The following is a 25,633-nucleotide window of genomic DNA, read 5'->3' as shown; positions in this document are numbered from 1 at the left end:
TGATTGTATTTGATTCGTGAGGCTCCTTCTTTTTAAAGGGAGGTTGGGAGGGATTACTCATAAAAACATAGGTTAATATAATTGTTTGTAATATATTGAATTTACTGTGATAAAGAAATCAGAGGTGGTTGTCTAAATGTTGCTTTGTAAAATGTGTATTGAAAAGAAATTACCACCTTATAAATATAACAATAATGATTTTGAGCTTAAATTTTGTGAAGAGTGCCAGTGTGAAACTCAATATTTAGATTATGAATTGTTTAAAAATAAATTATTCGATGTGATATCTACTAATTATAAATTTTTAAGTGATCTACCTTATAGAGCAGGTTGGTTTTATGAAGTGCATGATGAAGATGGTGTAAATGATTACTATAATTTTATAGAGTCATTAGATTTAGGTGAGGTTTTAACGGAAAAATTAGCAGAGGACTGGGGGGAGAAGTTTGGGGATGAATTATTAGTACTTTATGATGATTCTTTAGAGGAGTATGAAGGGTGTAATAAGGAATTTGAATGGGAAGGTATTCAGGAAAGTTTTAAACATGAATTCAGATTCTTTAACACTAAACTAAAGGATTTTTTAGATCATACATTTGAATACTTGCTAGATAATCAAAATATCAATCAATCACTTTTGAATAATATTCAAGCAAATACTATTTTATATCGTGGCAGAAGTTTTGATAGCCTTAAAGATCTGATGAAAGAAGTTAACGAGGATAATTTAGCAATAGAAGTGGAAATAGAAAATGAAATAATAGCAAAAAATATTAGGGATAAATTTGGATTAGTACCCTCATTCTTAGCTAGTGATCAACGAATGACACCTTTTGGGATATCTGCTCTTTATTTATCTACAGAGAAAATGGCATGTGTCGCTGAAATTAGAGCTTTAGTTGGACAATATGTTGGTATTGCAGAATTTTCGAATAGGATAGAATTGAAATTATTAAATCTAAATAAATTAGCGGAGGGTTTATATCCTCATCATTTAGATGAAGACTATTTAGGAAAATTGGATGTTTATATATTTTTCAAAAAACTCATAGCAAGTGTATCTAAGCCAAAACTTGAGAATGGAAAATTTGATTATTTAATAAGCCAATACTTTTTTGAGTACTTGAGAGTGAAATTCGGAGATCAGATTCAGGGGATTTTTTTGAAATCAGTTCAATTACCTACTGCAGATAATATCATCTTATTTCCTGAGGTTACCGATGAAGGAATTGATAGTTCTTTTTTAGCAGGAAATAATAAAATTTATTTTTCATGGAATAAGGAATCAAGGCTTGGTTTAAGTATTTCACAAGTTAAATCAATAGCAATTACAACTGAGATTGAATATATCTCTCATCCAAGAATGAAAGAATCAACGGACTGGATTTAATCCCTCCCAACCTCCCTTTGAAAAAGGGAGGAGCAGTCACGAAACAAATTGAATCACATGACATCCCCCTCTTTTTAAAGAGGGGTTAGGGGAGATTATTTAAACAATCGAATCATCTAAATTCGGTGCTAACCAACGCTTCGCTACATCCAGTGTCCAGCCTTTACGCTTCGCATAATCCTCAAGCTGATCTTGAGAAATCTTGCCCACATTAAAGTATTCACTTTCAGGGTGCGAGTAATAGAAACCACTTACAGAAGAAGGCGGCATCATTGCAAAGTGTTCAGTCAACTTCGTACCAATCTTCGCTTCCGAACCTAACCAGTCAAACAACACCGCTTTTTCAGAATGTTCAGGACAAGCAGGGTAACCAGGAGCAGGACGAATACCGACATACTTCTCTTTGATCAATTCTTCATTGCCCAAAGTTTCATCGGCTTTATAGCCCCAGAACTCTTTGCGGATACGCTCATGCAAATGTTCGGCAAACGCTTCGGCAAAACGGTCAGCCAAAGACTGAACCAAGATCGCAGAGTAATCATCACCTTTGGCTTTATATTCATTCGCCAATTCCTCTGCACCAAAGATCGACACAGTGAAACCACCGAGATAATCCGTATTGTCTTTAGAGGTGCTAATAAAGTCGGCTAAAGATAAATTCGGCTTACCCGTGACTTTGTCAGACTGCTGACGCAAGTGTTCAAAAGTATGCGTAACCTTCTGCGCTGTTTCATCAAATACACTGACTGTATCTGCACCTGTACGTTGTGCAGGGTATAGACCAAATACAGCACGAGCATCGAAACGATTATTCTCGATCACATCTTTGAGCATGGCTTGCGCTTGATTATACAAATCCGTTGCAGCTTCACCGACAATCTCATCTTCTAAGATTTTCGGGAATTTACCTGCCAAGCTCCAAGAAATAAAGAATGGTGTCCAGTCAAAATATTCCACCAATGTTGCAAGTGGGTAGTTGGTCAGTACATGTGTACCCATCGTATTTGGAATAGGTGGCACATAATTCGCATCCACTTTAAAGCCATTTTCAATTGATTCTACATAACTGAGTTTGGCTGCTTTTGGTTGCTTATTGGCTAAACGTTCACGAATCTTGGCATATTCAGCACGATGCTCAGCAATAAAATTACCGCGCATTTCTTTCGAGAGTAGGGTGGTTGCCACACCAACTGCACGCGATGCATCAGCCACATAAATCACTGCATCATTTGAATATTGCGGATCAATTTTAACGGCTGTATGCGCTTTCGATGTAGTTGCACCACCAATCAACAGCGGAATGTTAAAGCCTTTACGCTGCATTTCTTTGGCAACAAACACCATTTCATCTAAAGATGGTGTGATTAAACCTGATAAACCGATGATGTCACATTTTTCATCAATTGCGGTTTGCAGGATTTTTTCCGCAGGAACCATGACGCCAAGATCAACGATGTCATAGCCATTACAACCTAAGACCACGCCAACGATATTTTTACCAATATCATGTACGTCACCTTTTACGGTTGCCATTAATACACGACCTTTGGATTGTGCATTGCCTTTTTCAGCTTCGATGTACGGGTTCAGCCATGCTACGGCTTGTTTCATCACGCGTGCAGATTTTACTACTTGCGGTAGGAACATTTTACCCGAACCGAACAGGTCACCGACCACGTTCATGCCATCCATCAATGCACCTTCAATGACATCTAAAGGACGTTTGGCTTTCAGGCGAGCTTCTTCAGTATCTTCATCAATATAAGTGGTGATACCTTTAACTAACGCATATTCGAGACGTTTTTCTACCGACTCATTGCGCCATTCAAGGTTTTCAGCTTCGCGTTGTGCGCCACTATGGCCACGGAATTTTTCTGCGACTTCAAGCAGTTTTTCTGTGGCATTTTGACCTGATTCACCTTGGTTTTGATTCAGAACCACGTCCTCAACGGCTTCTTTCAGTTCTTTTGGAATATCGTCGTAAATCGCCATTTGACCCGCATTGACGATACCCATAGTCATGCCTTGTTTAATGGCATAGTAAAGGAACACAGAGTGAATCGCTTCACGTACAGGTTCATTACCACGGAATGAGAAGGAGACGTTAGAGACACCGCCTGAAATCATGGCATGCGGCAAGTTCTGCTTAATCCAACCTGTCGCTTCAATAAAATCGACGCCATAGTTATTATGTTCTTCAATCCCTGTTGCCACGGCAAACACGTTCGGGTCAAAAATAATATCTTCGGCAGGGAAGCCAACTTCATTGACCAAAACATCATAAGAACGTTTACAGATTTCACGTTTGCGTTTTGCGGTATCTGCCTGACCTGTTTCATCAAAGGCCATGACGATAATCGCAGCACCATACTGGCGACATAAACGTGCTTTTTCGACAAACTCGTCATAACCTTCTTTTAAGGAAATCGAGTTTACGACAGGTTTACCTTGAACACACTTTAAGCCTGCTTCAATGATTTCCCATTTCGATGAGTCAATCATGATCGGTACACGAGAAATATCAGGCTCAGATGCCACTAGATTGAGGAAATGCACCATCGCATTTTGCGAATCGAGCATCCCTTCATCCATATTAATGTCGATAATTTGTGCGCCAGCTTCGACTTGTTGCTGCGCCACTTCTAAAGCTTCAGCAAATTTCTCTTCACGGATTAAGCGGAGGAACTTTTTTGAACCTGTAACGTTGGTACGTTCACCGACGTTAACGAATAGTGAATCATCATAAATATTAAATGGTTCTAAACCACTTAAACGGCAGGCAGGTCTGGTTTCTGGAATCTGACGTGGCTGAATGTCTTTAACAGCATTGTAAATGGCACGAATATGATCAGGCGTCGTACCACAGCAACCGCCTGTAATATTGATCAAGCCACTTTCAGCAAATTCTTTGATGAATGCTGCGGTTTGTTCAGGGGTTTCATCATATTCACCAAAGGCATTTGGTAAACCTGCGTTTGGATGGGCAGAGACAAAAGTATCAGCAACATCCGCAATGGTTTTCACGTGGGGGCGCATCGCATCCGCACCTAAGGCACAGTTAAAACCGATCGAGAGTAAATCACCGTGACGAACTGAGTTCCAGAACGCTTCTGCAGTTTGGCCTGTTAAGGTACGGCCTGATGCATCGGTAATGGTACCTGAAATCATCAATGGCAGTTCATGACCGATTTGTTTGAATACTTCTTTGACTGCAAAGATCGCGGCCTTACAGTTTAATGTATCGAACACGGTTTCGATCAAGAGGATGTCTGCACCACCCTCGATTAAGGCATGCGTTGCTTCAATATAGTTTTCTTTGAGTTCATCAAAGGTAATATTACGAAAAGCAGGGTCATTTACATTGGGTGAAATTGAACAAGTACGCGATGTTGGACCCAATACACCTGCCACAAAACGTGGTTTATCTGGGGTTGAATATTTGTCACATGCCGCACGTGCTAGACGTGCAGCTTCACGGTTGATCTCTGGAACGAGGTCTTCCATGTGGTAATCCGACATTGAAACACGTGTGCCGTTAAAGCTGTTGGTTTCAATAATGTCTGCACCTGCATCGAGGTAAGCTTCATGAATGCCTTGGATAATTTGTGGCTGAGTCAGTACCAAAAGGTCATTGTTGCCTTTGAGGTCAGAAGCCCAATCTACAAAGCGTTCACCACGATAATCTCCTTCTTCGAGCTTGTGACGCTGAATCATGGTACCCATCGCACCATCGATAATAAGGATGCGCTCGGCAAGAAGTGCTTTTAAGGTGGCAAGTGTAGACATTCAAAACTCACAAACAGGTTTTCAAAACGTGCAATATTTTAGCAGAAAAGCAGGTTGATTGATGCCTAATTCAAGTGGTATTGGCTATATGGCAAATAAAAAAGGCTGATTTAGCTTTAGTTTTCACGAAAGTGAAATATAGACCCGCTATGTTTATAGATCAGAATAAATAGAGATGAAAAATATTGATTGGAGCAGATTGTTACAGACAGCATAGTCAAATGTAAGAAAATAATTCAGCGTAATCCGCACCGAAAAGTTAAATTTTGAGCCAGTACATTGCGTTCAAGGCTTATAAGCGATTTACTGCTGATCTAAAATAAGCCAATTATGAAAAAATTGGCTTCATGTGACACGCATTTGTCATATAATTGTCACAATTAAATTGAACAATAGGGGATATTGATATCCTCTTTAGCCGTCTGCATGAATTCTAATATTCCTCCCGTCCAAGATCAGGTGCACGTGACACAGGTCAAGTCGACGAATGTGCACGTACCTACACCGAAATTTTTTATGCCGGTGTTTTTAACGGTCATTATTTCAACGCTAATTTATATTGGCTTTCAGCTTTCTGCTGACTTATCGCATGTTCCTGCACTGAATCTTTACTCTTTAATTCTTTTAGCGACGGCATTGTTCATTGCTTTGGGTTTTGAGTTTGTAAATGGCTTCCACGACACTGCCAATGCGGTTGCAACGGTCATTTATACCAATGCACTGTCTGCACCTGTTGCGGTGATGTGGGCTGGTTTCTGTAACTTCCTTGGGGTTATGGTCGCAAGTGGTGCAGTGGCTTACGGTATTATTGCGTTGCTGCCTGTTGAGTTGATTATGAATGCCAGCTCAGGTGCAGGTTTTGCCATGGTGTTTGCCATGTTGATTGCTGCGATTTTGTGGAACTTGGGCACATGGTTCTTGGGTATTCCAGCATCAAGTTCGCACACTTTAATCGGTTCGATCTTGGGTGTGGGCATCATGAACTACCTGATGCATTCAGGCAGTGGTGCTTCGGGTGTCGATATGGATCAGGTGATTAAAGTCGGTAAAGCTTTACTGTTTTCACCCATGATCGGTTTTGCTTTTGCAGCAGTGTTGTTCTTATTGGTGAAAAAAATCTTTAAGAAACAACTGGAACTGTTCCAACCACCTGAAGGCAACAAACCACCACCTCCACTGATTCGTGCCATTTTGATTTTTACCTGTACAGGTGTGAGTTTTGCGCACGGTTCAAATGACGGTCAAAAAGGTATGGGGCTAATCATGCTGATTTTGATTGGTATCGTGCCTTTGGCTTATTCTTTAAATAAGAATTTAGATTCACAGCATATTCAGTCATTTGCTCAACTTTCAGATCAAACTGCGGCTGTGATTTATCCGAATCATAACGATATTGCCGATGAAAAAGCCCGTACGGTGATCACGCAATATATTCAAACCAAAGAAATGACCCCAGAAGTCGTACCTGCTTTAGCCAGTTTGACAGATCATTTGGGTGAGCGTGTTGGTCATTATGGAGATCTTAAAGATATTCCTGAAGCTGAAGTTTCTGCACTACGTAATGACATGTACTTAAGCACGACAGCGTTCAAACGTTTGGATAAAGCGGATCAATTGCCAGCGATGTCGGAAGCGGACAAGAAGACAGTAAAAGAATATCGTAGTAACTTAGATTCATTCTTACAGTACATCCCAACATGGGTGAAAGTGGCTGTGGCATTGGCTTTAGGTCTTGGTACGATGGTCGGTTGGAAGCGTATTGTCGTGACTGTAGGTGAGCGTATTGGTAAAAACCATATGACTTATGGTCAAGGTATGTCAGCCGAATTGGTGGCGATGACCACAATTGCAGCCGCTGATGGCTTTGGTATGCCCGTATCGACTACACACGTATTGAACTCTGCGGTAGCAGGGACCATGGTGGCGAATAAGTCAGGTCTAAACTTTGCAACAGTGAGAACCATTCTTTCGGCTTGGATCTTTACCTTGCCAGCAACGATCTGTTTATCAGGTGGTTTGTTCTGGTTGTTCCTACAGTTTGTTTAATCTGATTGGTAAAAACCAATAATAAAAAACGCTACCCAAGGTAGCGTTTTTTTAGCTCAGTATTTTATTGAAGCGGGTATTCAAGGTCTTATTTTTTGAGTAAAGCAAATACTTTGTTGAGTGGTAGCTTGTCTGCGGCAAAGCCATAAAGTGCTGCAAAGGGCAGTGCAGTGCGTGCTAAATAAGCTACACGCCATAAGCCGCCGTGATTGGCACCGTGCATCATTAGTTCTAAAGGATGTTCAAGTTTGTTCTCTGGATTGGCTACAGACGCAGGATTACGCAGGTCATGGATCCATAAAGCTGCCATGATGGCATTGGTCGTTTCAGGCTTAAAGGCTTCAACATCAAACAAGCTCGCCCCATTAAATGCGGCTTTGAGCAGTGGATTTTTGGTGACGGAATGCGTGGTGGTTGATGGTGCAATGTTGATGCTGACGCGCTGACCTTCTGATCGAGCAAGTATTGCACGCCATTGTTGAATACGTTTAGCCAATGCGTAGTTCGGCCCTTGCTCAATCACTAAACAGTCGGTGATGCCATAAGACTTGTCATTATCCGACTCGACGAGCTCATGTAAGTTTTTCTTAAAGAACAGTTGCCCGCTGAGGGTTGAAATACTTTTACTGATCATCTGCTGCGTTTTAGAGCGACCACTGAACTTTTGCTCAGACGCTGTAATGACTTCCTCTGGAACTGCATAGACATCGGTAGGTGTACACATATACATCAAACTGGTATCTGCTTTTTGTGCACTGACATATTGCATGATCGCATCCATTGCAACGGAAACGCGGACATGTTTTTCACCATCCAAATAAGCAATCGCAGCCAAATCTAACTGATGTGGGTTTTGTACTAACCATTGTGCAATTTCAGGCACTTGTGTCAGTAAGTTCGCACCAAGTTTTTCTTTAAGCACAGACGCAGGTGTTTCCGCGCTCAAAGCTTCAACTGATGGGGCATATAACGTGGCATTGCCGTGTTGAATGGTGTCTAAAATTTTGCCCCATACACGGCTATTGGGTAAATCAACCGCCACAATATTGGCTTTCCATTGGGCTAACCATGTGAGTGGACCAGCTTCAGATGCCGCACCGAACAAAACCATAGTGCGGTCAGATAAATCAAACCATTCAGGATGTTCCACACAGGCAATCAGTGCTTCAGCATGACTGGGTTCAATCACACCTGCATCTAACCACGTTTGGATTTGTGCAAGTAAAGCACCTCCTTTGAGTTGTTGGCCTTTATAAGGCACTGACCACTCAGGTGCAGCATCACTTTCACCTTTGAGTTTGATGGTGTGTAGCGGTGTCGTTTTAAGTGACATTACATCTTTGAGGAGATGCTTTTGGCCATCGCGATAAAACTCAAACACATTCTGTGCTTTGTTGAGCCCATCTTGTGCCATTTGAATCGGTGCAATTTGATTACGAATCCCAAATTCAACTAAGGATTTAAAATAGCGTGGATATTGTTTACGCCAGTTCTTTTCTGTAAGTGCAGTAACAGAGCTTTGGTGATCAACATTGGCTAAGGCCTCTGCAATAATCTCTTTCCCTGTACGTGAGGTGCTAACTTTTTGTGTTTTCGAGTAAATTGGAAATTGAAGACCATCTAAGGGATTGGACATGCAAGAAATCTCACTGGCATTTGCTATTTATATACAGTTGTAAACATTATCTATGCCAAATCAAATTCCTGCTTGGCATTTCATGCCAAATTTATGTAAAAATATATGTAATAAAAAAGCCTTCTGAATAGAAGGCTTTTGAGTTTAGCAGCGACCTTTTTTGGCCTGTCCGGGTGGGCAGAAATCGCCTTGGCCATGAGGATAATAAGAACGATCAGGATCGACGATGATACTCCCTTCAGGGGTGTGTACCGCACAGGCTGTAAAACTGAGGCTGATCATTAAGGCTGCAAATATAGACATTATTTTCATCGCAATTTCCTTGGTTTATAGTTGTCCTGATGTTTATTGTAAAAATCAGGACCACCCATTGCTGTGAAAAAATGTTACTGAGCCTATATGCGTACTAAAGCAATTCATTTGCAACTTAGGTGCTGAGCTTTAAAAAGGTAATTGGGTTAATTTGCTCAGAAAATGTGGAATAAGACGCGGCTCTAAAATTAAGGTCATGATGACCCCATAAGCAGCTCCCCAAAGATGGGCGCTATGGTTGATGTTGGAGTTGCCTTTTTTACCTGACCAGATGCTATATGCCACGTACAACACTGCAAAAATAATCGCAGGTACGGGAATAAAAAATACAAAAATCAGCTTCCAAGGTTCAAACAACACATACGCAAACAATACCGCGGAGACCGCACCAGAAGCACCAAGGCTTGCCCAGCGCACATCATTCTTATGTTTTAAATAACTTGGTAAAATGGCAAAAATTAAGCCACCCAGATAAAACAAAATAAAACCTAACTCATAGAAGTATTGACGGTAAAAACTTTCAATAATGCTACCAAAGAAAAACAAGGTGAACATATTGAACAGGAGATGCATACCATCGGCATGAATAAAGCCATGTGTAATAAAACGATCGTATTGTCCACGTTGCATCGCAGGAGGCCAGAAAATCAGACGGTTCATCACGTTCTGATTTGAAAATGCCACCATAGAAATAATGACCGTAATAATAATGATCGTAACTGTATGATTAAAAGGTAAATCCAACATTTCTGAGATGTTCTGCATATAACTATCTTGTGGTCATAATGCCATTAAATTCAGCGAAAAGATGAACTTTCACAATAAATCCGACAATTTTGGTTGATTTTTTTTAATTACCCCGCATCTTCAGTTAAAATAGCAACTTCAGCTTGAGGAAATGATTGTTATGTCGACTGAGAACAGCAGCACTGCAGTTGCAGAGGAAATTCCAAACTTATTGATTACTCCGACTGCACAAGAGTATTTACGTGATTTATTAGAAAAACAAAATACACCGGGCATTGCTGTACGTGTATTCGTTGAAAATCCGGGTACACCACGTGCTGAATGTTGTATGGCATATAGTGCGCCTGAAGAAGTGATCCCAACCGATTACCGTCAAGATTATCCAGACTTTCCTGCGTATATCGACACACCGTCTATTCCATACTTATTAGATGCGGTGATTGACTACAACAAAGACCGTTTTGGTGGGCAGTTGACATTCCGTGCACCAAACTCGAAAGTACCACGCGTTGGTCCTGATGCATCGATTGAAGAGCGTATTACATATATTCTTCAGTCTGAAATTAACCCAGGTCTAGCAGGGCATGGTGGTAACTGTGCATTGGTTGAAGTTGTTGAAGATGAAGAACATGGTTTAACGGCTGTACTGAAATTCGGTGGTGGTTGCCAAGGTTGTTCAGCAATTGACGTCACCTTGAAACAGGGTGTTGAAACGACCCTGCAACAACACATTCCTGAGTTAGGTCGTGTGATTGACCAGACGGATCATACGCAGGCTGAAGGCGCGTACTTCAAATAAATTTGAATCCACTTTACCAAATAACCTCCTTAAATTAGGGGGTTATATTTTATCTAAAGCTAAAATGTAATTAAGAATAATTATCAATATTTATTGCAATATGTTTATCGTTTGTTAAAATGCCCTACGAAATTTACACAATCTCTCCTTTTTTTGTATTTGGGTGTATGCGTTATGGGTAAAAATCTGACGAGATCAACTTTGGCTTTAGCGGTTGTAGGGGCAATGAGTTCATTTACGATGGCAAATGACGTTGTGGAAACCACAAAAGAGAAAGAAGCAACACAATTACAGACGATTGTTGTATCGGCAACGGGTTATGAGCAGGATGTTTCAAAAGCACCAGCATCAATTACTGTGATTAGCCGTGAAGAATTAGATAAACGTGAATATAACGATATTACAGATGTTTTGAGAAGTGTTCCGGGTGTTGTTATTACGGGTGAAAATGCAAGTCAAACAGTTAGTATTCGAGGAATGTCTTCGAATTACACCTTGTTCTTAGTCGATGGAAAGCGTCAATATTCTAAAGACGTTAACCCAAATGGCGATGACTATGGTATGGAGAAAAATATTCTTCCTCCAGTTGCATCCATTGAGCGAATTGAAATTATCCGTGGTCCAGCATCTACATTGTATGGTTCTGATGCTATGGGTGGTGTAATTAATATTATTACTAAAAAGGTGACGGATGTTTGGACTGGGAATGTTGAGTTAGGCACAACTATTCAGGATAAAAATAATTCTGGAGACATTCGTAATGGTTCTGTTTATTTAGCAGGGCCGATTATTCAAGATAAAGTTGGCTTGCAGTTAGGTCTAAATCGTTTAGAGAGAAAAGAAGACTCTTATTTAGGTGGTTTTACAGGCCATACAACGGAAAGTTTAAATTCACGTTTAACTTATGTGCTTAATGATCAACACGACTTAGCTGTAGAGGCAAATTTCTTCACACAAGAGTCTGAGGCTACGGCAGGTAAAACGGTTGCGGCAACAAGTACTGACTCTGCAAGTCGAAATATACGTAGTGTTTATGCCTTAACGCATAATGGGCGATATAACGATAATTTGGATAGTAAATCTTATATTCAATATGAAAATTCTAAAAACCCAGATCGTGAAAATACAGTCGTGGGAACGAAGGGTATTGATTTAGAAACATGGACTGCAAATACACAATGGAATTGGTTGTTAGGTAATCATACACTGGCTTTTGGTGGGTATTATAAAGATGAAAGTTTGTTAGATCGAGCAACAAACCGAAATCCGTTGGTTCCAGAGTTTGATGAATTGACACGCTGGTCAGCTGCTGCATTCTTAGAAGACACATGGAGTTTAACCGATCGTTTTAATTTAACGCTTGGGGCTCGTTATGACCATGATGAACTATATCAAGGAAATATTTCTCCGAGAGTTTATGGTGTTTATAACTTTACTGACCAATTTACCGTGAAGGGTGGGGTTTCTACAGGTTATAAACAACCAGATATTCGTTCTGTGACTGACGGCTTCTATAGTGTGACAGGAGGAAGTGGTTCTCCAACAACAACGGGTCGAGGAATTATTAAAGCAAATCCAGACCTAGAACCAGAATCAACTGTTACTTCAGAATTAGGTTTTTACTGGAACAATGATTACGTTAATACCTCTATTACAGGTTATTTAACTCAGTTTAAAGATCGAATTGAAGAAATTCGTGAATGTGATTCAACGGGTAATGCTGACTACAACCGTAATGATGTTTCAACGTGGAAATGTTCTGAAAACGGTATTCCATTTGCATTTATCAGCACACGTGAAAACATTGGTAAAGCTGAGTTACGTGGTGTAGAGGTGACATTTGATGCCAAATTAGCTGAATATACAACCTTAACTGCAAATTATACGTTTACAGATACAGAAATTAAATCAGGTCAATTTAAAGGGCAGCCTTTAAATGGCATGCCTGAACATGTATTTAATGTAACAGTAGATCATGACTTAACCGATGCTTTGAATATTTGGAGCCGATTACATGTGCGCGGAGAAACTACACCGTATTTAGGTCGTTCAAGTATGTCTGACCCAATTCCTGGATATAACTTCCTCGATGTTGGTTTTAACTATAAATTTGCACCAAACTTGAAAGGTAAATTTGGTGTTTATAATGTGTTAGATGAAACTGCACAGAATGCTGATGGCGAGCAAACTTTAGATGGTCGTCGCTATGGTGTAAGTTTTGTTGCTAATTTCTAATACATAGAAATTAGAATTAAAGACCCGTTTCTTCAACGGGTCTTTTTATTTAGGGGATTAAAATACTCTGTGCTTGGTCAGAATAATAAAACTGTTCTAAATAATAGCGTGCTCGATCACGTAAGTAATCAGAACGAATGAGCTCTTGAATAATAGGGTTCAACAAATCTTGAAGTTCATTTTGAATTAAAGCTTCGTCGATATTTAAGTCACGTAGGAGTAAATCAAAAGTTCGTTCTTGGTTGCGAATGTACCAAGCGTAAACACCGTCATGCACCTGTTGTTGGAGGTAGTCGGTTTGACGCATGTGTGCCCAAATTTCGTGACCCATTGCGACGGTTTGAGTTAAGTCCTGTACTTCAATATAATTTTTCAAAACTGATAAAGGCATGTCTTTGATTTTGTGCCAAAGGTTGGCTTGAAAGTGATATAGCTTTTCATCATTAAAGTTTTGATTTAACACCTGTTCGCTCATTTGACTGAGTTTTAAAATGTTCTTTTGTAAATAATGCCCAATAGTGTCATTTAGGTTTGAGTCTGTGACGGTTTCCAGTACGGACTTGCCCATTTTCATAAAACTAGAAACACCCGGCACACGTTTAGTCATCACCGAGTTGTTCAAATAGTCTTGAATCGAGTGTTGAATCAGCTGGGTAATCATGGCTGAAAAAGCTGGGTTATTTACCACAGTTTTAATCAGGCGTTGACGGTGCCCACTTTTACTCGCGACATACTGCGCAATTTTGTCGATGGTAAGTACAGGAATCACATCGGCAATTTTTGTTGATTCATTGATGGGATGAATTAAAGCAAACTTGATGTGCTCTGCAATTTGTGAAATTAGATGCTCGGTCGCAGGTGTGGCTAGGATTTGTTTTTGCAAAAGCGCATTGATGTCTTCAAAGCTCCACAGTTGCTGCAAAGTTTGTTTTCTAAACCAGTGATAAAATAGGATGAATTCATTTTGTACGGTACTTGCTTGCGAAAACTCATGATCTAAAAAATTAAGATGAGCTTCAATGAGTTGCTCAATCATCGGGTGTTTCTGCATACGTACTCAACAAAATTAATTTAGTGGAATCAGTTTATCAGCCAATGGATTTTTTAACTTTTGTGTTTTTGCAAGAAAAGGCAGGTAGTGCTGTGCAACTGCTTGTTCTGCCTCCAAAAGTGGCATATGACCAACATTGTTAAGGATGACAGGAGCTTCAGCACGTTTCAATAAGGATTTGAGCTCATTCGCCACTTCGACATTGATAATTTTGTCCTGCTTACCCCACAAAATGAGGGTGGGTGCTTCAATATTTCGGGTCACTCGAGCAAAGGAGTCAGTGGTATAAATTCGGTTCAAGGTCACCAATTGATCAATCACTTTACTGTTTTTTTCAGCCTGAGTAATTAACTGTTTTTCTTGGGCGCGTTTTAAATAATAGGGCATTTTGATTGGGGTTTGCATGACACGTTGCATCACATCATCCAAATCGCCCGGCTTGCTCACAATCAAGTGCTTTAAATATTGAGGGTCTTTGGCATAGTTGGTGTTGGCGTTTTTATAAATGCCCGCACTGTTCAATAAAAACAAACTTTGCGTGTCAAAAGGGTATTGTGCGGCATATAGAGTTGCAATTGAACCACCAATGGAATGTCCTGCAACATTCAGCTTATCTTGTATATGAATAGCTTCAACAAAACGACGGAGTCGCTCTGTGACATTTGGCATAGAGAGATCAAAATCATCTGGGACTTTGGTGTCGCCGTTGGTTGGAAGGTCAGGGATAACCACGTGGTAATAAGGCGTTAGAAACTGTGCTACACGGTTCCAATTGTCTCGATTTCCAGCAAAACCATGAATCAGCAAAATCGTTGGCTTATCAACGGCACCGCCTTCGTTATAGCTCCAAACGATATCATCCACTTTAAGTGTTTTGGTTTTTAAGCCGGCGGTGACGCGTTCTTGTAGAAGGTAGCTTTGTAAACTGAGTTTGTCTTTGATGATGGTATTTTCGACCGCATGGCTGGCGAAAGAAAATGACAAAGCTAAAGCGAATAGACTGGCCTTTAGACTTTGTTTCAAGACGGATTTTAAGCGCATCATCATGGTTCATCCTTAAACGGAGATGAATGAAAAAACTGACCGAATAAGATAAAAATGCTCTGATTTTGAATAGTTTTTATGTTTATTTATAGGTCTGTTTGATTCTAATAGCTTTCATGCAAATGTCATTAATTATTTATTTGAAAGGATATACTGCATTTGGATAAAGTGTGAACTGCGTAACGATTTGTTTGAGATAAAATGCAAATTTAAAATTAAGCAAAAAAAGAAGCCGCTATGTTTTTTGCAAGTGACAATCAATTTCGCTGGGATTAAACTAGTCCAACTTAATAACAATCGGGTGGGAAAGGGAATGCTAACAGCTCAAGAAGCTTTAAGCCGTCTAAAACAAGGTAACCAACGTTTTGTAGCGGGTGAGACAACCCACCATAAGCAATTGTCTCACCAAGAACGAGCAGAGATGGCGGAAGACCAAAACCCATTTGCAATTGTACTCGGATGTTCTGATTCTCGTGTGCCTGCAGAAATGGTGTTTGACCAAGGCTTGGGTGATTTGTTCGTCATTCGTGTTGCTGGAAATGTGGTTGCACCTTCGCAAGTTGGCAGTGTTGAGTTTGCGGCTGAGCGTTATGACTGCGCGGTCGTTGTGGTTCTTGGTCATAGTCACTGTGGTGCGATTCAAGCCACCATTGACACCCTGATGAACCCAGATAGCCCACCATCTGCAAACTTGATGTCGATTGTAAACCGTGTCCGTCCTTCGGTTGAAACCTTGATGCAAACCGAACTGAAACATGACTTATGCAAACTGTCTAAACACGCGGTGCGTTCAAATGTATTTGCCTCTGTAAATCAGTTACGTCATGGCTCAGCTGTGCTTGAAAGTTTGATTGCCAAAGGCAAGTTACAAGTGGTTGGCGCTGAGTACTCACTTGAAAGTGGTGAAGTGGTTTTTTTTGACTTCTGATCAGCGGATATGATCAGAATAAAAGGCGCTTTACAAAGCGCCTTTTATATAGGGATAAGCTAAATTTAATAAAATAGGCTGTGCCTTGCCATTTGGATGAACCAAATCTTTTTGCATCAAGCTGTTATTTCCCGCTACACCTTCTAAGAAAAAGGGCAGCAATTTAACTTTGTATTGTTGACTGACTACTTTGTAATTATTTTCAAATGCCTTGCTATAGGCTGTGCCATAGTTTGGTGGCATTTTCATTCCCAAGACAACCACAGTGGCATTGGTTTTTTGACTCTGTTGAATCAATTGCGCTAAATTTTTTTGAATCATCTGAGGGGGTTGACCCCGTAGCCCATCATTCCCGCCAAGCTCAATCACCACCACATTTGGCTTATGCGTTTGCAACAGTTTGGGTAAACGAGCCAAAGCACCACTGGTGGTTTCACCACTCACACTGGCATTGACCACTTTGTGTTGTTTCGGATACTGTTGGTCTAACCGTTTTTGCAGTAAATTTACCCATGCTTGCTGTGGTTCTATGCCATAACCTGCACTAATGCTATCTCCTAAAACCATCACGGTTTTTGCAAAAACCCAAGTGGGGCTTAAGCACAGTGCAAGCAAAACCAAGTATGAACTGATACATTTTTTAAATTTGCGATTTTGCACGAATATTTGCATATAGGGATGTTATGACCCAAGTTCATAGTGATGTAAGCATCATGCCACAAGTGATTATTTCTGCCCAGCAACTGACACAAAAGATTAAACTTCCGCAAAAAGAACTGACCATTTTCTCAGATTTGAGTCTCAGCATCGCAGCAGGTGAACAAGTCGCAATTACAGGACGTTCAGGTTCAGGAAAGTCTACCTTACTGGGTATTTTGGCGACCTTAGATCAGGCTAGCGGTGGTGAGTTAATCGTTTGTGGTGAAAGTATTTCCAAGCTCAATGAAGAACAGCGTGCACAGGTGCGTTTAAAGCATATTGGCTTTGTGTTTCAGTCCTTTCAACTGCTACCACACCTGACTGCTGTTGAAAATGTGATGCTGCCGTTACGGCTTCATCCATCATTTAACTTCGCTGAAGCGGAGCAACGTGCTTTGAGTTTGTTGCAAAAGGTTGGATTAGAGCGACAGGCCACCCAAACACCGAAGGTACTTTCGGGTGGGGAGCAGCAGCGCGTCGCAATTGCCCGTGCGCTGATTGCTGAGCCAAAAATTATCTTTGCCGATGAACCAACAGGAAACTTAGACAGTCAAACTGCGCGAGAAATTGAGCAACTATTGTTTCAGTTGAACCGTGAGTTGGGTACGACCCTGATTTTAGTGACGCATGACCATACGCTTGCAGAACAGTGCCAGCGCCATTTTGAATTACTCGATGGTCAGTTGATCGAACATCCTCGAACGGGAGGATAAAATGAATTCTCTATTTCAGCCCTTACTGAAGCAAAGTTTTAAAAGTAGCGGTGTGTATTTATTGATTATTGCGTTGATTCTCGCGATCAGTGCAACGACCGCGCTGAAGTTTAGTAATGAGCAAATTCAAAATGCCGTAGCGCTTCAAGCCGCTGAGATGCTAGCAGGGGATTTGGTTCTAACGGACAGTCAAAAGCTCGATCCGAAATGGAAAGCGCAAGCGACAGCTCTTAATTTAAAACAATCCGAAGTCACTGTCTTTAGTTCGATGGCATATACCGATGATCAGTTTGTTATGGTCAATGTCAAAGCCATCGATCAAGCCTTTCCTCTGCGTGGAGAGTTACGCATTCAGCCTGCTGCGAAGCATATTGCTTCAGGTGAAGTTTGGTTGAGCCAGCGTGCTATGGATTTGCTACGGGTTAAACTGGGCGATCAGCTGAATATTGCAGATGGTACTTTCAAGGTGACAGGCTTGATTGAGCATGATTCCAATCAAGAGTTGGGCTTTTCAGGTTTCTCGCCAACGGTGATTATTTCTGAAGCGGATATTGCCAAGACCAATGCCATACAAGTCGGTAGTCGTATTGACTATCGTTTACTGATGGCAGGTGCAACACAAGATACCCAGCAGTTTGAAGCAAATTTTAAGAAGCAGAATGTAGCATCTGAAGAGGTCAGTGCGACAACTCAAAGTCCTAATGCGGAAGAACCACAAAACAGCTTACGCTTACGTAATGCCAGTGAGGGCAATACCCGTTTAATGAAACCGATTGAAAATTTGGACACATTTTTGCAGTTGGCGAATATCTTAACGATTTTACTATGTGGAATTGCGATTGCTTTGACCAGTCAGCGTTTTGTGCAACAAAACCAAGATCACATTGCGCTATTACGTTGTATGGGGGCTGCGAAGTCACAAATTCTCTGGGCTTATCTCAGCTTGTTGGGTGTGGTGTTCTTGCTTGCCATGCTGGTCGGGAGTGCAGTGGGTGTCGGCCTGGGCTATGGCCTGTTACAGCTGATGTTACAACTGATTCCACACTTAAGTATTGCGTTTTCAGCTTGGGATATGTTGCTCGGGCCGATTCCGATTGCCATGTTGACCAGTGCCGTAGTGCTTCTGGGTTTTGTCTTACCGAGTTTTTGGGAACTGTTGAATACCCCACCGATCCGAGTCATTCGCAGTCAAGAAAAATCAGTTTCGTCTATGTTTTGGATGTTACTTGCAGGCACGGCAAGTCTGGTATTATTTAGTATTGTTCTGACTGAAAACATGGTGCTGACAGCCATGGTCATTGGTGCGATTATTATTCTGTGTGCAGTGTTATACGTTGTGGTCTGGCTGAGTTTGAAGTTCCTGCGCGGCTTGAAAAATGCGGTTTCTGCCTATGTCCGCACGCCTTACCAAACTGCGTTTCAGATTACTGCTTTGGCTTTGGGGCTCAGTTTAATTACGGTCTTAGCCGTGCTACGCACTGATTTGTTAGAGCGCTGGCAACAGCAAATTCCTGTAGGAACGCCGAATCAGTTTGTATATGGTTTACCGCCTTTTGACATGCCTGAGTTAAAAGCGAAAATTGAACAAAACCATTGGAACAGTACGCCGCTCTATCCGAATATTCGGGGCAGGCTGATTGCCAAAAATGGACAGCCTTTTGCTACGGATTTGGTGAAGCAAAATAATTCCTTACGCCGCGAATTAAATCTGACCCAAGCAGACAGTTATCCTAAAGACAATGTAATTGTCTCTGGAGTATCAAAACTGACAGCAAAAGGGCAAGTTTCGGTGGAAGCCAATACCGCAACAGAGCTTGGGATAAAAGTGGGGGATCAACTGACCTTTAGCTTACCAGAGGGCGTTATTCATGCCAAAGTGGCGAATTTAAGAACCGTGGAATGGGAAAGTTTTAGTCCAAACTTCTTCTTTATTTTTGCGCCACAGACCATGGATGAAAATGCGGGCAGTTATTTAGGCAGTTTTTATGTACCTGAGTCTGACAAAGCGAAATTGGTCAGTATCATTCAACAATTTTCCAATACCGTCTTTATTGATGTCAGTTTAATTTTAGATGAAATTAAGCGCATCGTGACGGTACTGGTACAGATTGTCACGATCCTTGCAGTTTTAGTGAGCATTTCGGGCATTTTGGTTTTAATTGCTTGCCTGAACTTACTTATGGATGAGCGTAAACGTGAAGTCGCATTGTTACGCTCATTTGGGGGTTCCAAGCAAAAACTTAAAACTATGCTTAGCTTAGAAATTGGCTTTATTGGTTTTATGGCGGGTGTAGTTTCTTGTTTGTTTGCTGAAGCGATAAGTGCGGTCGCATGTTATCGCATGGGCTTAGCTATTCAGCCACACTGGGAAATCTGGCTCATTTTACCGCTCTTTATGACTGTACTTTGTGCGTTGATTGGGCGTTATCGCTTAAGTTATCTCAGTGATATTCCACCCTTACAAAGTTTGAGAGAGATCAATCAATCGTGATTGATCTCTTATGTGTGAAGAATTGAATCTTAGAAATTGAGCTGTTGGCGCATCATCATTAATACTTCAGACCATAGGGGCTGAATGTGGGTTACCAGATTTTGGCAGTGTAAGTAAAACCAATACGAGCCGCAGGCCGCCAAAACAAGGCTCAGTGGCATAATCCAACGCTGTTGGGTTTTTTGGGAGAGATACCAAAGTGCTGCCAAAATAGCACCCATTAACATGCCGCCAATATGTGCGGCATTGTTAATCCCTGAAATCATAAAGCCCATGGCTAAGTTGATTCCCATCACGATGAGCAAAGTCTTTTTATCTAAAATAAAACGTTGCTGTGGGAGCATCGGCAGTAGCGATAGAATCGTCAGTGCTGCCCCCAGTCCCATGACGGCACCTGAAGCCCCTGCACCGACACGCGGCAAGAGTTCAGGGTTTGCTAAACCCACACGAATTAGTTCATAACTGTCTTGAATGGCAATATAACCACTGAGCAAGCTACCCATGAGGCCCGCAAGGACATATAGCACAAGAAAATAGACACGTCCAAACATTTGCTCCAGCACACTGCCAAAAATATACAGCGCCCACATGTTCAACATGAGGTGAACCAAGCCAAAATGAAAGAACATACTGCTCAATAAACGCATCGGTTCAGCCAAGAAGGTAAGTGGTGCATAGTCTGCTCCCCAGCGTATGGCATCGGCTGTACTTGGATTGCTGACATCCATGCCCTGCAGGACTTGCCAAAAAAACAACCCAACATTCACGGCAATAATGACGGCGGTAATCCACCATAAATGTACGTCAAATTTTGTTTTGATTTGCGGAGGTGTAAGCTCGGTCATGCTATTCTTGCTAAAATTTTGCTATATTTGCCCAAGCTTAGCATGAATAAAAATGATTTTTGGAGTAAGCCACTGGCATGAAAGCTTTTATTGTTCGTAGTTTGTTAGTCGTTGTCAGCTTCGTGCTTTTGGTACAGTTGTGGATTTTTGCAAGTCTAGCGTGGTGGCGTTACAAGCCAGTGGAAACCACCATGTTTATGCGGATTGATTATTGGTCTGAGCCATCTAAGCCTATTCAACATGAATGGCGTGATTATGACGAAATCAGTGAGTACATGAAAAAAGCCATTGTTGCGGCTGAAGATGGCAAATTTATGCAACATCATGGTTTTGACTGGGATGGGATTCAAGCAGCGCTTGAACGTAATAATGACACGGGCAAAGTGGTTGCGGGTGGTTCGACGATTTCTCAGCAATTGGCCAAAAACTTATTTTTATATAACAAGCGTTCATTCATTCGTAAAGGTCAGGAAGCTGTTGCAACTTGGATGATGGAACGGATGTGGAGCAAAGAACGCATCTTAGAGGTATATCTGAACTCGGTGGAGTTTGGCGATAATATCTATGGCGTGGAAGCTGCAACCCAACACTACTTTGGTAAAAGTTCACGTAGCTTAAGCCGAGAGCAGGCGGTCTTTTTAGCGGCCATTTTACCCAATCCGAAATACTACCAAGATCATCAAAATGACCGTAAGTTACAAAACCGTGAGCGCATGATTCGAAAGTATATGCGCTATAGCGATATCCCTTAATTTGATTGATGTGAAAAAGCCCAAATTTAAGGGCTTTTTTTTATGAAATTGTCACAAAATTGAAGCATACTTATCATGATAAAACGCATTCAAATAATCAAAGGTTAGCTATGAATACGGCAGCAAGCACATCTCCAATACTACAACCTGAATACGCGTATAACGATCGCTATATTAACCGTGAGTTATCGATATTAGATTTCCATTTACGTGTATTGGAACAAGCCGTAGATCCTTTACATCCGCTCTTAGAACGGATGAATTTCTTACTGATTTTTTCACGTAACTTAGATGAGTTCTTTGAAATTCGTGTTGCTGGCGTCATGGAACAGTTGGATCTGGGTAATGAAAGTCGTAGCCCCGATGGCTTAACCCCACGCCAAGTACTCGATCAAATTTCGCAAACTGCACATGCTGCAATTGAACGTCAGTATCGTATTCTCAATGATGAAATTTTGCCAAAACTGCGTGAGGAAGACATTTGCTTCTTACGCCGTGGGGAACTGACGCCTGCACAGTCTTCATGGGTGAAGAAATATTTCCAAGAACAGGTTGCACCTGTCTTAACACCGATTAGCCTTGACCCTGCGCACCCATTTCCGCGTTTAGTGAATAAAAGTCTCAACTTTATCGTGACTTTGGAAGGGAAAGACGCATTTGGTCGTCAGATTGATTTGGCCGTTGTTCCTGCACCACGTTCATTGCCACGTGTGGTTCGTCTACCGGATGAACTCACAGGTGGAAAAGAGCATCATGTGATGCTTTCAGCTATCATCCATGAGCATGTTTCTGACTTGTTCCCAGGGATGACAGCAACAGGCTGTTATCAGTTCCGTGTCACACGGAATGCCGATTTGGCGCTCAACGAAGATGTTGAAGACTTAGCCAAAGCACTGAAAGGTGAGTTAAGTTCACGTCGTTTTGGACGAGCAGTACGTTTGGAAGTTACACAAAACTGTCCAGAACATATTTATAACTACTTGCTAGATGAATTTGATCTGCATCAGGAGCAGTTGTATAAAGTCGAAGGACCTGTGAACTTGGCGCGTTTATTGTCCAATTTTAAACGTCCACATCTACGGTATGACGCACATATTCCTGTTATTCCTAAAGTGTTGAAAAAGTCGGAAAGCATGTTCTCTGCAATGCAGAAGCAGGATATTTTACTACATCATCCGTTTGAGTCTTTCGCACCTGTGATTAACTTGTTGCGTGAAGCTGCACGTGACCCACAAGTGTTGGCGATTAAGCAAACCCTATACCGCAGTGGTGCAGACTCTGAAATTGTACAAGTCTTAGCAGAAGCGGCGCGTAATGGTAAAGAAGTTACCGCAGTGATTGAGCTGCGTGCGCGTTTTGATGAAGAGTCAAATATCGAAGTGGCAAATGTGCTACAAGAAGCGGGTGCAGTGGTTGTTTATGGCATTGTGGGCTATAAAACCCATGCCAAAATGATTCTTGTGGTACGCCGTGAAAATAATAAACTCGTTCGTTATGTGCACTTGGGAACGGGTAACTACCATGCGGGTAATGCACGAATTTATACCGACTATGGCTTGCTCACGACCGATAAAGAGTTGTGTGAAGATGTACACCGTATTTTCCAAGAATTGACAGGCATGGGGAAAATGGCGAAGCTGAAAAAGCTACTTCATGCGCCATTTACGCTCCATGCTCAACTGATCCACTTTATTGATGATGAAATTGCCAATGCGAAAGCAGGTAAGAAAGCGCAGATTATTGTGAAAGTGAATGCACTAACCGAAGTGCAACTAATCAATAAGCTGTATGAGGCATCACAAGCAGGTGTACAAATTGATCTCATTATTCGTTCAATTTGTTGTCTACGCCCGGGCTTGCCAGGGCTTTCGGAAAACATTCGTGTACGTTCGATCGTGGGGCGCTTCTTAGAACATACGCGTGTTTTCTATTTTAGTAATAATGGCGATGCGCGTATTTATGGTTCGAGCGCCGACTGGATGGATCGAAATCTATTTAATCGTGTTGAGGCATGTTTCCCAATTGAAGATCCAGCTTTGAAAAAACGTATTTATCAGCAAGGGTTGTTGACCTATTTGCAAGATAATCAACAAGCTTGGTTACTACAGGGTGATGGAACTTGGCTTCGTGCGACGCTAGCTGAAGGCGAAACCGAGCATAATGCACAGCGTTATTTGCTAGATGTGATTAAATAACTTTAGGGATTGTGCTTGAGTCTACTAAAGATTTAGGCACAAAAAAAAGGAGTCATGTTTGACTCCTTTTTTATGCACAAAAATAAGCTTAGTGCAGATCTTGAGTAATTTTTTTCAGGATTTGTAATAGCACATCAAATTCGCTTTGTAGTGGGGTGCTTTTACGTGTCACCAAAGCCAAGATACGGCTTGGAGCAGCTTCAATTTGTTTGACCATCAAATCTGGATTCGCTTTAATCATATTGGTATGAATTGCGATTTCAGGTAATAAGGTAAAACCAAGATTAGCCGATACCATTTCCACAAGGGTGGGTAAAGAACTCGCTTTTAAACGATGATCGTTTTTACGCTCACCAATTGGGCAGGCACTTAGCGTATGGTCACGTAAGCAGTGGCCTTCTTCAAGCAACATTAAGCGTGAAAGGTCTAAGTCATCCAGCGATTTGGCTTGGCTTGCGATATCTGATTTATTGCAGACCAAAAACAAACTTTCTTTTGCGACTTCAGCAACTTTTAAGCCACGTGTATCAAAAGGTAGAGCCAAAACGACCATGTCTAAATTGCCATGTTCGAGTTTTTCTACAATTTTCTCACTTTGCGCTTCGTGTAAATGTAGTTGAATTTTAGGGAGTTGCTTATGCACTTCATCTAACAATTGCGCCAGAATAAATGGCGCAATGGTTGGAATAACACCTAGATGTAAATCACCAGTTAAAGGCTCGCTCATTTCTCGGCTTAAACGCATCAGGTCTTGAGCATCTGCCAGTAGAACACGAGCACGAGCAACGACTTGCTCGCCTAGAGGAGTTAAGCGCACATTTTGGCGATCACGCTCTACAAGTACGCCACCGAGTAGGCGTTCAAGCTCCATAATCCCGCCCGATAAAGTCGATTGGGTTACAAATGAACGGCGTGCAGCTTCAGTAAAATGCAGCGTTTCTGACAGTGTAACGAGATATGACAGCTGTCTTAAGGATGGTAATGCAGCCATAGTGTCCTAATGATTATGATTTAAAGTGTTGTGCAAATAATTCGCTAAGATTTGGAATGAAGTGCGGTGGGATATCATGCCCCATTCCATCAATTAATTCAAATTTAGCGCCCATAATTGCCTTTGCAACGGCCTTTCCGTGACTAGGCGGGAGTAAACGGTCTCGCGAACCGTGTACCACAAGGGTCGGTTGTTGAATCTGTTTGTCCAGTTGCAATAAAGAACCTGTACATAATATTGCTAAAAACTGCTGAAGTACACCCGCAGGGTAATAACTTCGGCGATATAATTTGCGAGAAGTCTGAATTGACTCGATTGGATTGTGATAATCAGGCGAGCCAATGATCTTAAACACTTTCAAAGAGTGGCTTACAATTCCTTCTTCATCAGTCGATTCAGGTCGACCAATTAGACTAAAGAGTTGCTTTGGAAAAGGCGGCGGCAGTAAAGGTTGGTTGTTACTGGTGAACATTAGGCCGAGCTTTTTGACCTTCTGTGGATGACGCGCTGCTAGAATTTGCCCAATCATACCACCCATGGATGCACCAATCACATAACTTTCATCTAAACCTAAACGGTCTAAAAGCAGTGCCACATCGTCAGCCATGTCGTATAAGTCATAAGGTGCACCACGGTTATCTAAACCTAAAGCAAAACGCCCCATCAGTTTGAGGGTGTTTAAGCGTGGACCTTGATGTTTAATTTTTGAAGATAAACCAATATCGCGGTTATCAAAACGAATGATACGAAACCCTTGATCAATCAGAGATTTACAGAAGAAATCAGGCCAAAATAAGAGCTGTGCTCCTAAACCCATGATCAAAACAATGGTCGGATGATGGTCTTCGCCACCGATTTCGACATGGAGTTCAATACCATTGCCTAAGTCGACTTTGGTTTCGCGCATGAAAGAGGTATAGGGTGAAAGATTATATTGGAGTGCGCTATTCATTATTGTAATCCTCACATAAAG

Annotated in this window: 19 protein-coding genes; 9 read left to right on the top strand and 10 right to left on the bottom strand. The window is 41.4% G+C overall.

The window, feature by feature from the left end:
- The first annotated feature begins 136 nt into the window (after positions 1 to 136).
- A complete protein-coding gene (locus F986_RS09480) occupies positions 137 to 1,390 on the top strand; it encodes an RES domain-containing protein (RefSeq protein WP_004694407.1) in 1,254 nt (417 codons plus the stop codon).
- A gap of 99 nt (positions 1,391 to 1,489) precedes the next feature.
- On the opposite strand, the gene metH is transcribed toward F986_RS09480, so the two are convergent.
- Entirely contained in the window at positions 1,490 to 5,176 is a 3,687-nt protein-coding gene (gene metH, locus F986_RS09475; protein WP_004694405.1) for a methionine synthase, read from the bottom strand.
- A gap of 426 nt (positions 5,177 to 5,602) precedes the next feature.
- On the opposite strand from metH, the gene F986_RS09470 reads away from it, so the two are divergent.
- Positions 5,603 to 7,222 carry an inorganic phosphate transporter gene (locus F986_RS09470; protein WP_004694403.1) on the top strand — a complete coding sequence of 540 codons (1,620 nt, stop codon included), beginning with the start codon at positions 5,603 to 5,605 and terminating at the stop codon, positions 7,220 to 7,222.
- Positions 7,223 to 7,310: 88 nt separating this feature from the next.
- On the opposite strand, the gene F986_RS09465 is transcribed toward F986_RS09470, so the two are convergent.
- From F986_RS09465 to F986_RS09455, 3 genes are all read right to left on the bottom strand, one after another.
- A complete protein-coding gene (locus F986_RS09465) occupies positions 7,311 to 8,858 on the bottom strand; it encodes a hypothetical protein (RefSeq protein ID WP_004694401.1) in 1,548 nt (515 codons plus the stop codon).
- A gap of 144 nt (positions 8,859 to 9,002) precedes the next feature.
- Entirely contained in the window at positions 9,003 to 9,170 is a 168-nt protein-coding gene (locus F986_RS18430; protein WP_004694400.1) for a hypothetical protein, read from the bottom strand.
- Positions 9,171 to 9,299: 129 nt separating this feature from the next.
- Positions 9,300 to 9,917, bottom strand: coding sequence for a rhomboid family intramembrane serine protease (locus F986_RS09455; RefSeq protein WP_026056446.1), 618 nt, complete (start codon positions 9,915 to 9,917; stop codon positions 9,300 to 9,302).
- Between the two features lie 160 nt (positions 9,918 to 10,077).
- On the opposite strand from F986_RS09455, the gene nfuA reads away from it, so the two are divergent.
- Together nfuA and F986_RS09445 are read left to right on the top strand one after the other, a co-directional pair.
- Positions 10,078 to 10,716, top strand: coding sequence for a Fe-S biogenesis protein NfuA (gene nfuA, locus F986_RS09450; protein WP_004694395.1), 639 nt, complete (start codon positions 10,078 to 10,080; stop codon positions 10,714 to 10,716).
- Positions 10,717 to 10,890: 174 nt separating this feature from the next.
- A complete protein-coding gene (locus tag F986_RS09445) occupies positions 10,891 to 12,951 on the top strand; it encodes a TonB-dependent receptor domain-containing protein (RefSeq protein ID WP_004694394.1) in 2,061 nt (686 codons plus the stop codon).
- A 49-nt stretch (positions 12,952 to 13,000) separates the two neighbouring features.
- Here F986_RS09445 and F986_RS09440 read toward each other — a convergent pair whose 3' ends face one another.
- Both F986_RS09440 and F986_RS09435 read right to left on the bottom strand, forming a co-directional pair.
- Entirely contained in the window at positions 13,001 to 14,002 is a 1,002-nt protein-coding gene (locus tag F986_RS09440; protein WP_004694393.1) for a hypothetical protein, read from the bottom strand.
- Positions 14,003 to 14,017: 15 nt separating this feature from the next.
- Positions 14,018 to 15,049, bottom strand: coding sequence for an alpha/beta fold hydrolase (locus tag F986_RS09435; protein WP_004694392.1), 1,032 nt, complete (start codon positions 15,047 to 15,049; stop codon positions 14,018 to 14,020).
- A gap of 310 nt (positions 15,050 to 15,359) precedes the next feature.
- On the opposite strand from F986_RS09435, the gene F986_RS09430 reads away from it, so the two are divergent.
- Positions 15,360 to 15,974, top strand: coding sequence for a carbonic anhydrase (locus F986_RS09430; RefSeq protein WP_004694391.1), 615 nt, complete (start codon positions 15,360 to 15,362; stop codon positions 15,972 to 15,974).
- A 30-nt stretch (positions 15,975 to 16,004) separates the two neighbouring features.
- Here the strand turns inward: F986_RS09430 and F986_RS09425 are convergent, their stop codons facing one another.
- Positions 16,005 to 16,646: an arylesterase gene (locus F986_RS09425; RefSeq protein ID WP_004694390.1), complete on the bottom strand. Its 642-nt coding sequence runs from the start codon at positions 16,644 to 16,646 to the stop codon at positions 16,005 to 16,007.
- 11 nt (positions 16,647 to 16,657) lie between these two features.
- Between F986_RS09425 and F986_RS09420 the strand changes: the two genes are divergently transcribed.
- Positions 16,658 to 17,386 (top strand): ABC transporter ATP-binding protein, encoded by a 729-nt coding sequence (locus tag F986_RS09420; RefSeq protein ID WP_004694389.1) that lies wholly within the window; start codon positions 16,658 to 16,660, stop codon positions 17,384 to 17,386.
- A gap of 1 nt (position 17,387) precedes the next feature.
- The gene (locus F986_RS09415; protein WP_004694388.1) at positions 17,388 to 19,877 is read left to right on the top strand and encodes an ABC transporter permease; all 2,490 of its coding nucleotides are present in this window, start codon (positions 17,388 to 17,390) and stop codon (positions 19,875 to 19,877) included.
- Positions 19,878 to 19,906: 29 nt separating this feature from the next.
- Here F986_RS09415 and F986_RS09410 read toward each other — a convergent pair whose 3' ends face one another.
- Positions 19,907 to 20,722 (bottom strand): rhomboid family intramembrane serine protease, encoded by an 816-nt coding sequence (locus tag F986_RS09410; RefSeq protein ID WP_004694387.1) that lies wholly within the window; start codon positions 20,720 to 20,722, stop codon positions 19,907 to 19,909.
- Between the two features lie 77 nt (positions 20,723 to 20,799).
- Here F986_RS09410 and mtgA point away from each other — a divergent pair, with 77 nt between their 5' ends.
- Positions 20,800 to 21,474, top strand: coding sequence for a monofunctional biosynthetic peptidoglycan transglycosylase (gene mtgA, locus F986_RS09405; RefSeq protein WP_004694386.1), 675 nt, complete (start codon positions 20,800 to 20,802; stop codon positions 21,472 to 21,474).
- A gap of 110 nt (positions 21,475 to 21,584) precedes the next feature.
- Positions 21,585 to 23,669, top strand: coding sequence for a polyphosphate kinase 1 (gene ppk1, locus F986_RS09400; RefSeq protein WP_004694385.1), 2,085 nt, complete (start codon positions 21,585 to 21,587; stop codon positions 23,667 to 23,669).
- A gap of 88 nt (positions 23,670 to 23,757) precedes the next feature.
- Here the strand turns inward: ppk1 and oxyR are convergent, their stop codons facing one another.
- Together oxyR and F986_RS09390 are read right to left on the bottom strand one after the other, a co-directional pair.
- The gene (oxyR, locus tag F986_RS09395) at positions 23,758 to 24,660 is read right to left on the bottom strand and encodes a LysR family transcriptional regulator OxyR (RefSeq protein WP_004694384.1); all 903 of its coding nucleotides are present in this window, start codon (positions 24,658 to 24,660) and stop codon (positions 23,758 to 23,760) included.
- A 13-nt stretch (positions 24,661 to 24,673) separates the two neighbouring features.
- Positions 24,674 to 25,612, bottom strand: a complete 939-nt coding sequence (locus tag F986_RS09390) for an alpha/beta fold hydrolase (RefSeq protein WP_004694383.1) — start codon at positions 25,610 to 25,612, stop codon at positions 24,674 to 24,676.
- Positions 25,613 to 25,633 lie beyond the last annotated feature (21 nt).

It is taken from the genome of Acinetobacter johnsonii CIP 64.6, assembly GCF_000368045.1.
GTDB lineage: Bacteria > Pseudomonadota > Gammaproteobacteria > Pseudomonadales > Moraxellaceae > Acinetobacter > Acinetobacter johnsonii.
Note: the sequence above shows the minus strand (reverse complement) of the source record. Positions and strands in the feature narration are given on the sequence as shown.

Coding starts and splice junctions, on each gene's coding strand:
- F986_RS09480 (WP_004694407.1), top strand. CDS start 137: ATGTTGCTTTGTAAAATGTGTATTGAAAAGAAATTACCACCTTATAAA.
- metH (WP_004694405.1), bottom strand. CDS start 5,176: ATGTCTACACTTGCCACCTTAAAAGCACTTCTTGCCGAGCGCATCCTT.
- F986_RS09470 (WP_004694403.1), top strand. CDS start 5,603: ATGAATTCTAATATTCCTCCCGTCCAAGATCAGGTGCACGTGACACAG.
- F986_RS09465 (WP_004694401.1), bottom strand. CDS start 8,858: ATGTCCAATCCCTTAGATGGTCTTCAATTTCCAATTTACTCGAAAACA.
- F986_RS18430 (WP_004694400.1), bottom strand. CDS start 9,170: ATGAAAATAATGTCTATATTTGCAGCCTTAATGATCAGCCTCAGTTTT.
- F986_RS09455 (WP_026056446.1), bottom strand. CDS start 9,917: ATGTTGGATTTACCTTTTAATCATACAGTTACGATCATTATTATTACG.
- nfuA (WP_004694395.1), top strand. CDS start 10,078: ATGTCGACTGAGAACAGCAGCACTGCAGTTGCAGAGGAAATTCCAAAC.
- F986_RS09445 (WP_004694394.1), top strand. CDS start 10,891: ATGGGTAAAAATCTGACGAGATCAACTTTGGCTTTAGCGGTTGTAGGG.
- F986_RS09440 (WP_004694393.1), bottom strand. CDS start 14,002: ATGCAGAAACACCCGATGATTGAGCAACTCATTGAAGCTCATCTTAAT.
- F986_RS09435 (WP_004694392.1), bottom strand. CDS start 15,049: ATGATGATGCGCTTAAAATCCGTCTTGAAACAAAGTCTAAAGGCCAGT.
- F986_RS09430 (WP_004694391.1), top strand. CDS start 15,360: ATGCTAACAGCTCAAGAAGCTTTAAGCCGTCTAAAACAAGGTAACCAA.
- F986_RS09425 (WP_004694390.1), bottom strand. CDS start 16,646: ATGCAAATATTCGTGCAAAATCGCAAATTTAAAAAATGTATCAGTTCA.
- F986_RS09420 (WP_004694389.1), top strand. CDS start 16,658: ATGACCCAAGTTCATAGTGATGTAAGCATCATGCCACAAGTGATTATT.
- F986_RS09415 (WP_004694388.1), top strand. CDS start 17,388: ATGAATTCTCTATTTCAGCCCTTACTGAAGCAAAGTTTTAAAAGTAGC.
- F986_RS09410 (WP_004694387.1), bottom strand. CDS start 20,722: ATGACCGAGCTTACACCTCCGCAAATCAAAACAAAATTTGACGTACAT.
- mtgA (WP_004694386.1), top strand. CDS start 20,800: ATGAAAGCTTTTATTGTTCGTAGTTTGTTAGTCGTTGTCAGCTTCGTG.
- ppk1 (WP_004694385.1), top strand. CDS start 21,585: ATGAATACGGCAGCAAGCACATCTCCAATACTACAACCTGAATACGCG.
- oxyR (WP_004694384.1), bottom strand. CDS start 24,660: ATGGCTGCATTACCATCCTTAAGACAGCTGTCATATCTCGTTACACTG.
- F986_RS09390 (WP_004694383.1), bottom strand. CDS start 25,612: ATGAATAGCGCACTCCAATATAATCTTTCACCCTATACCTCTTTCATG.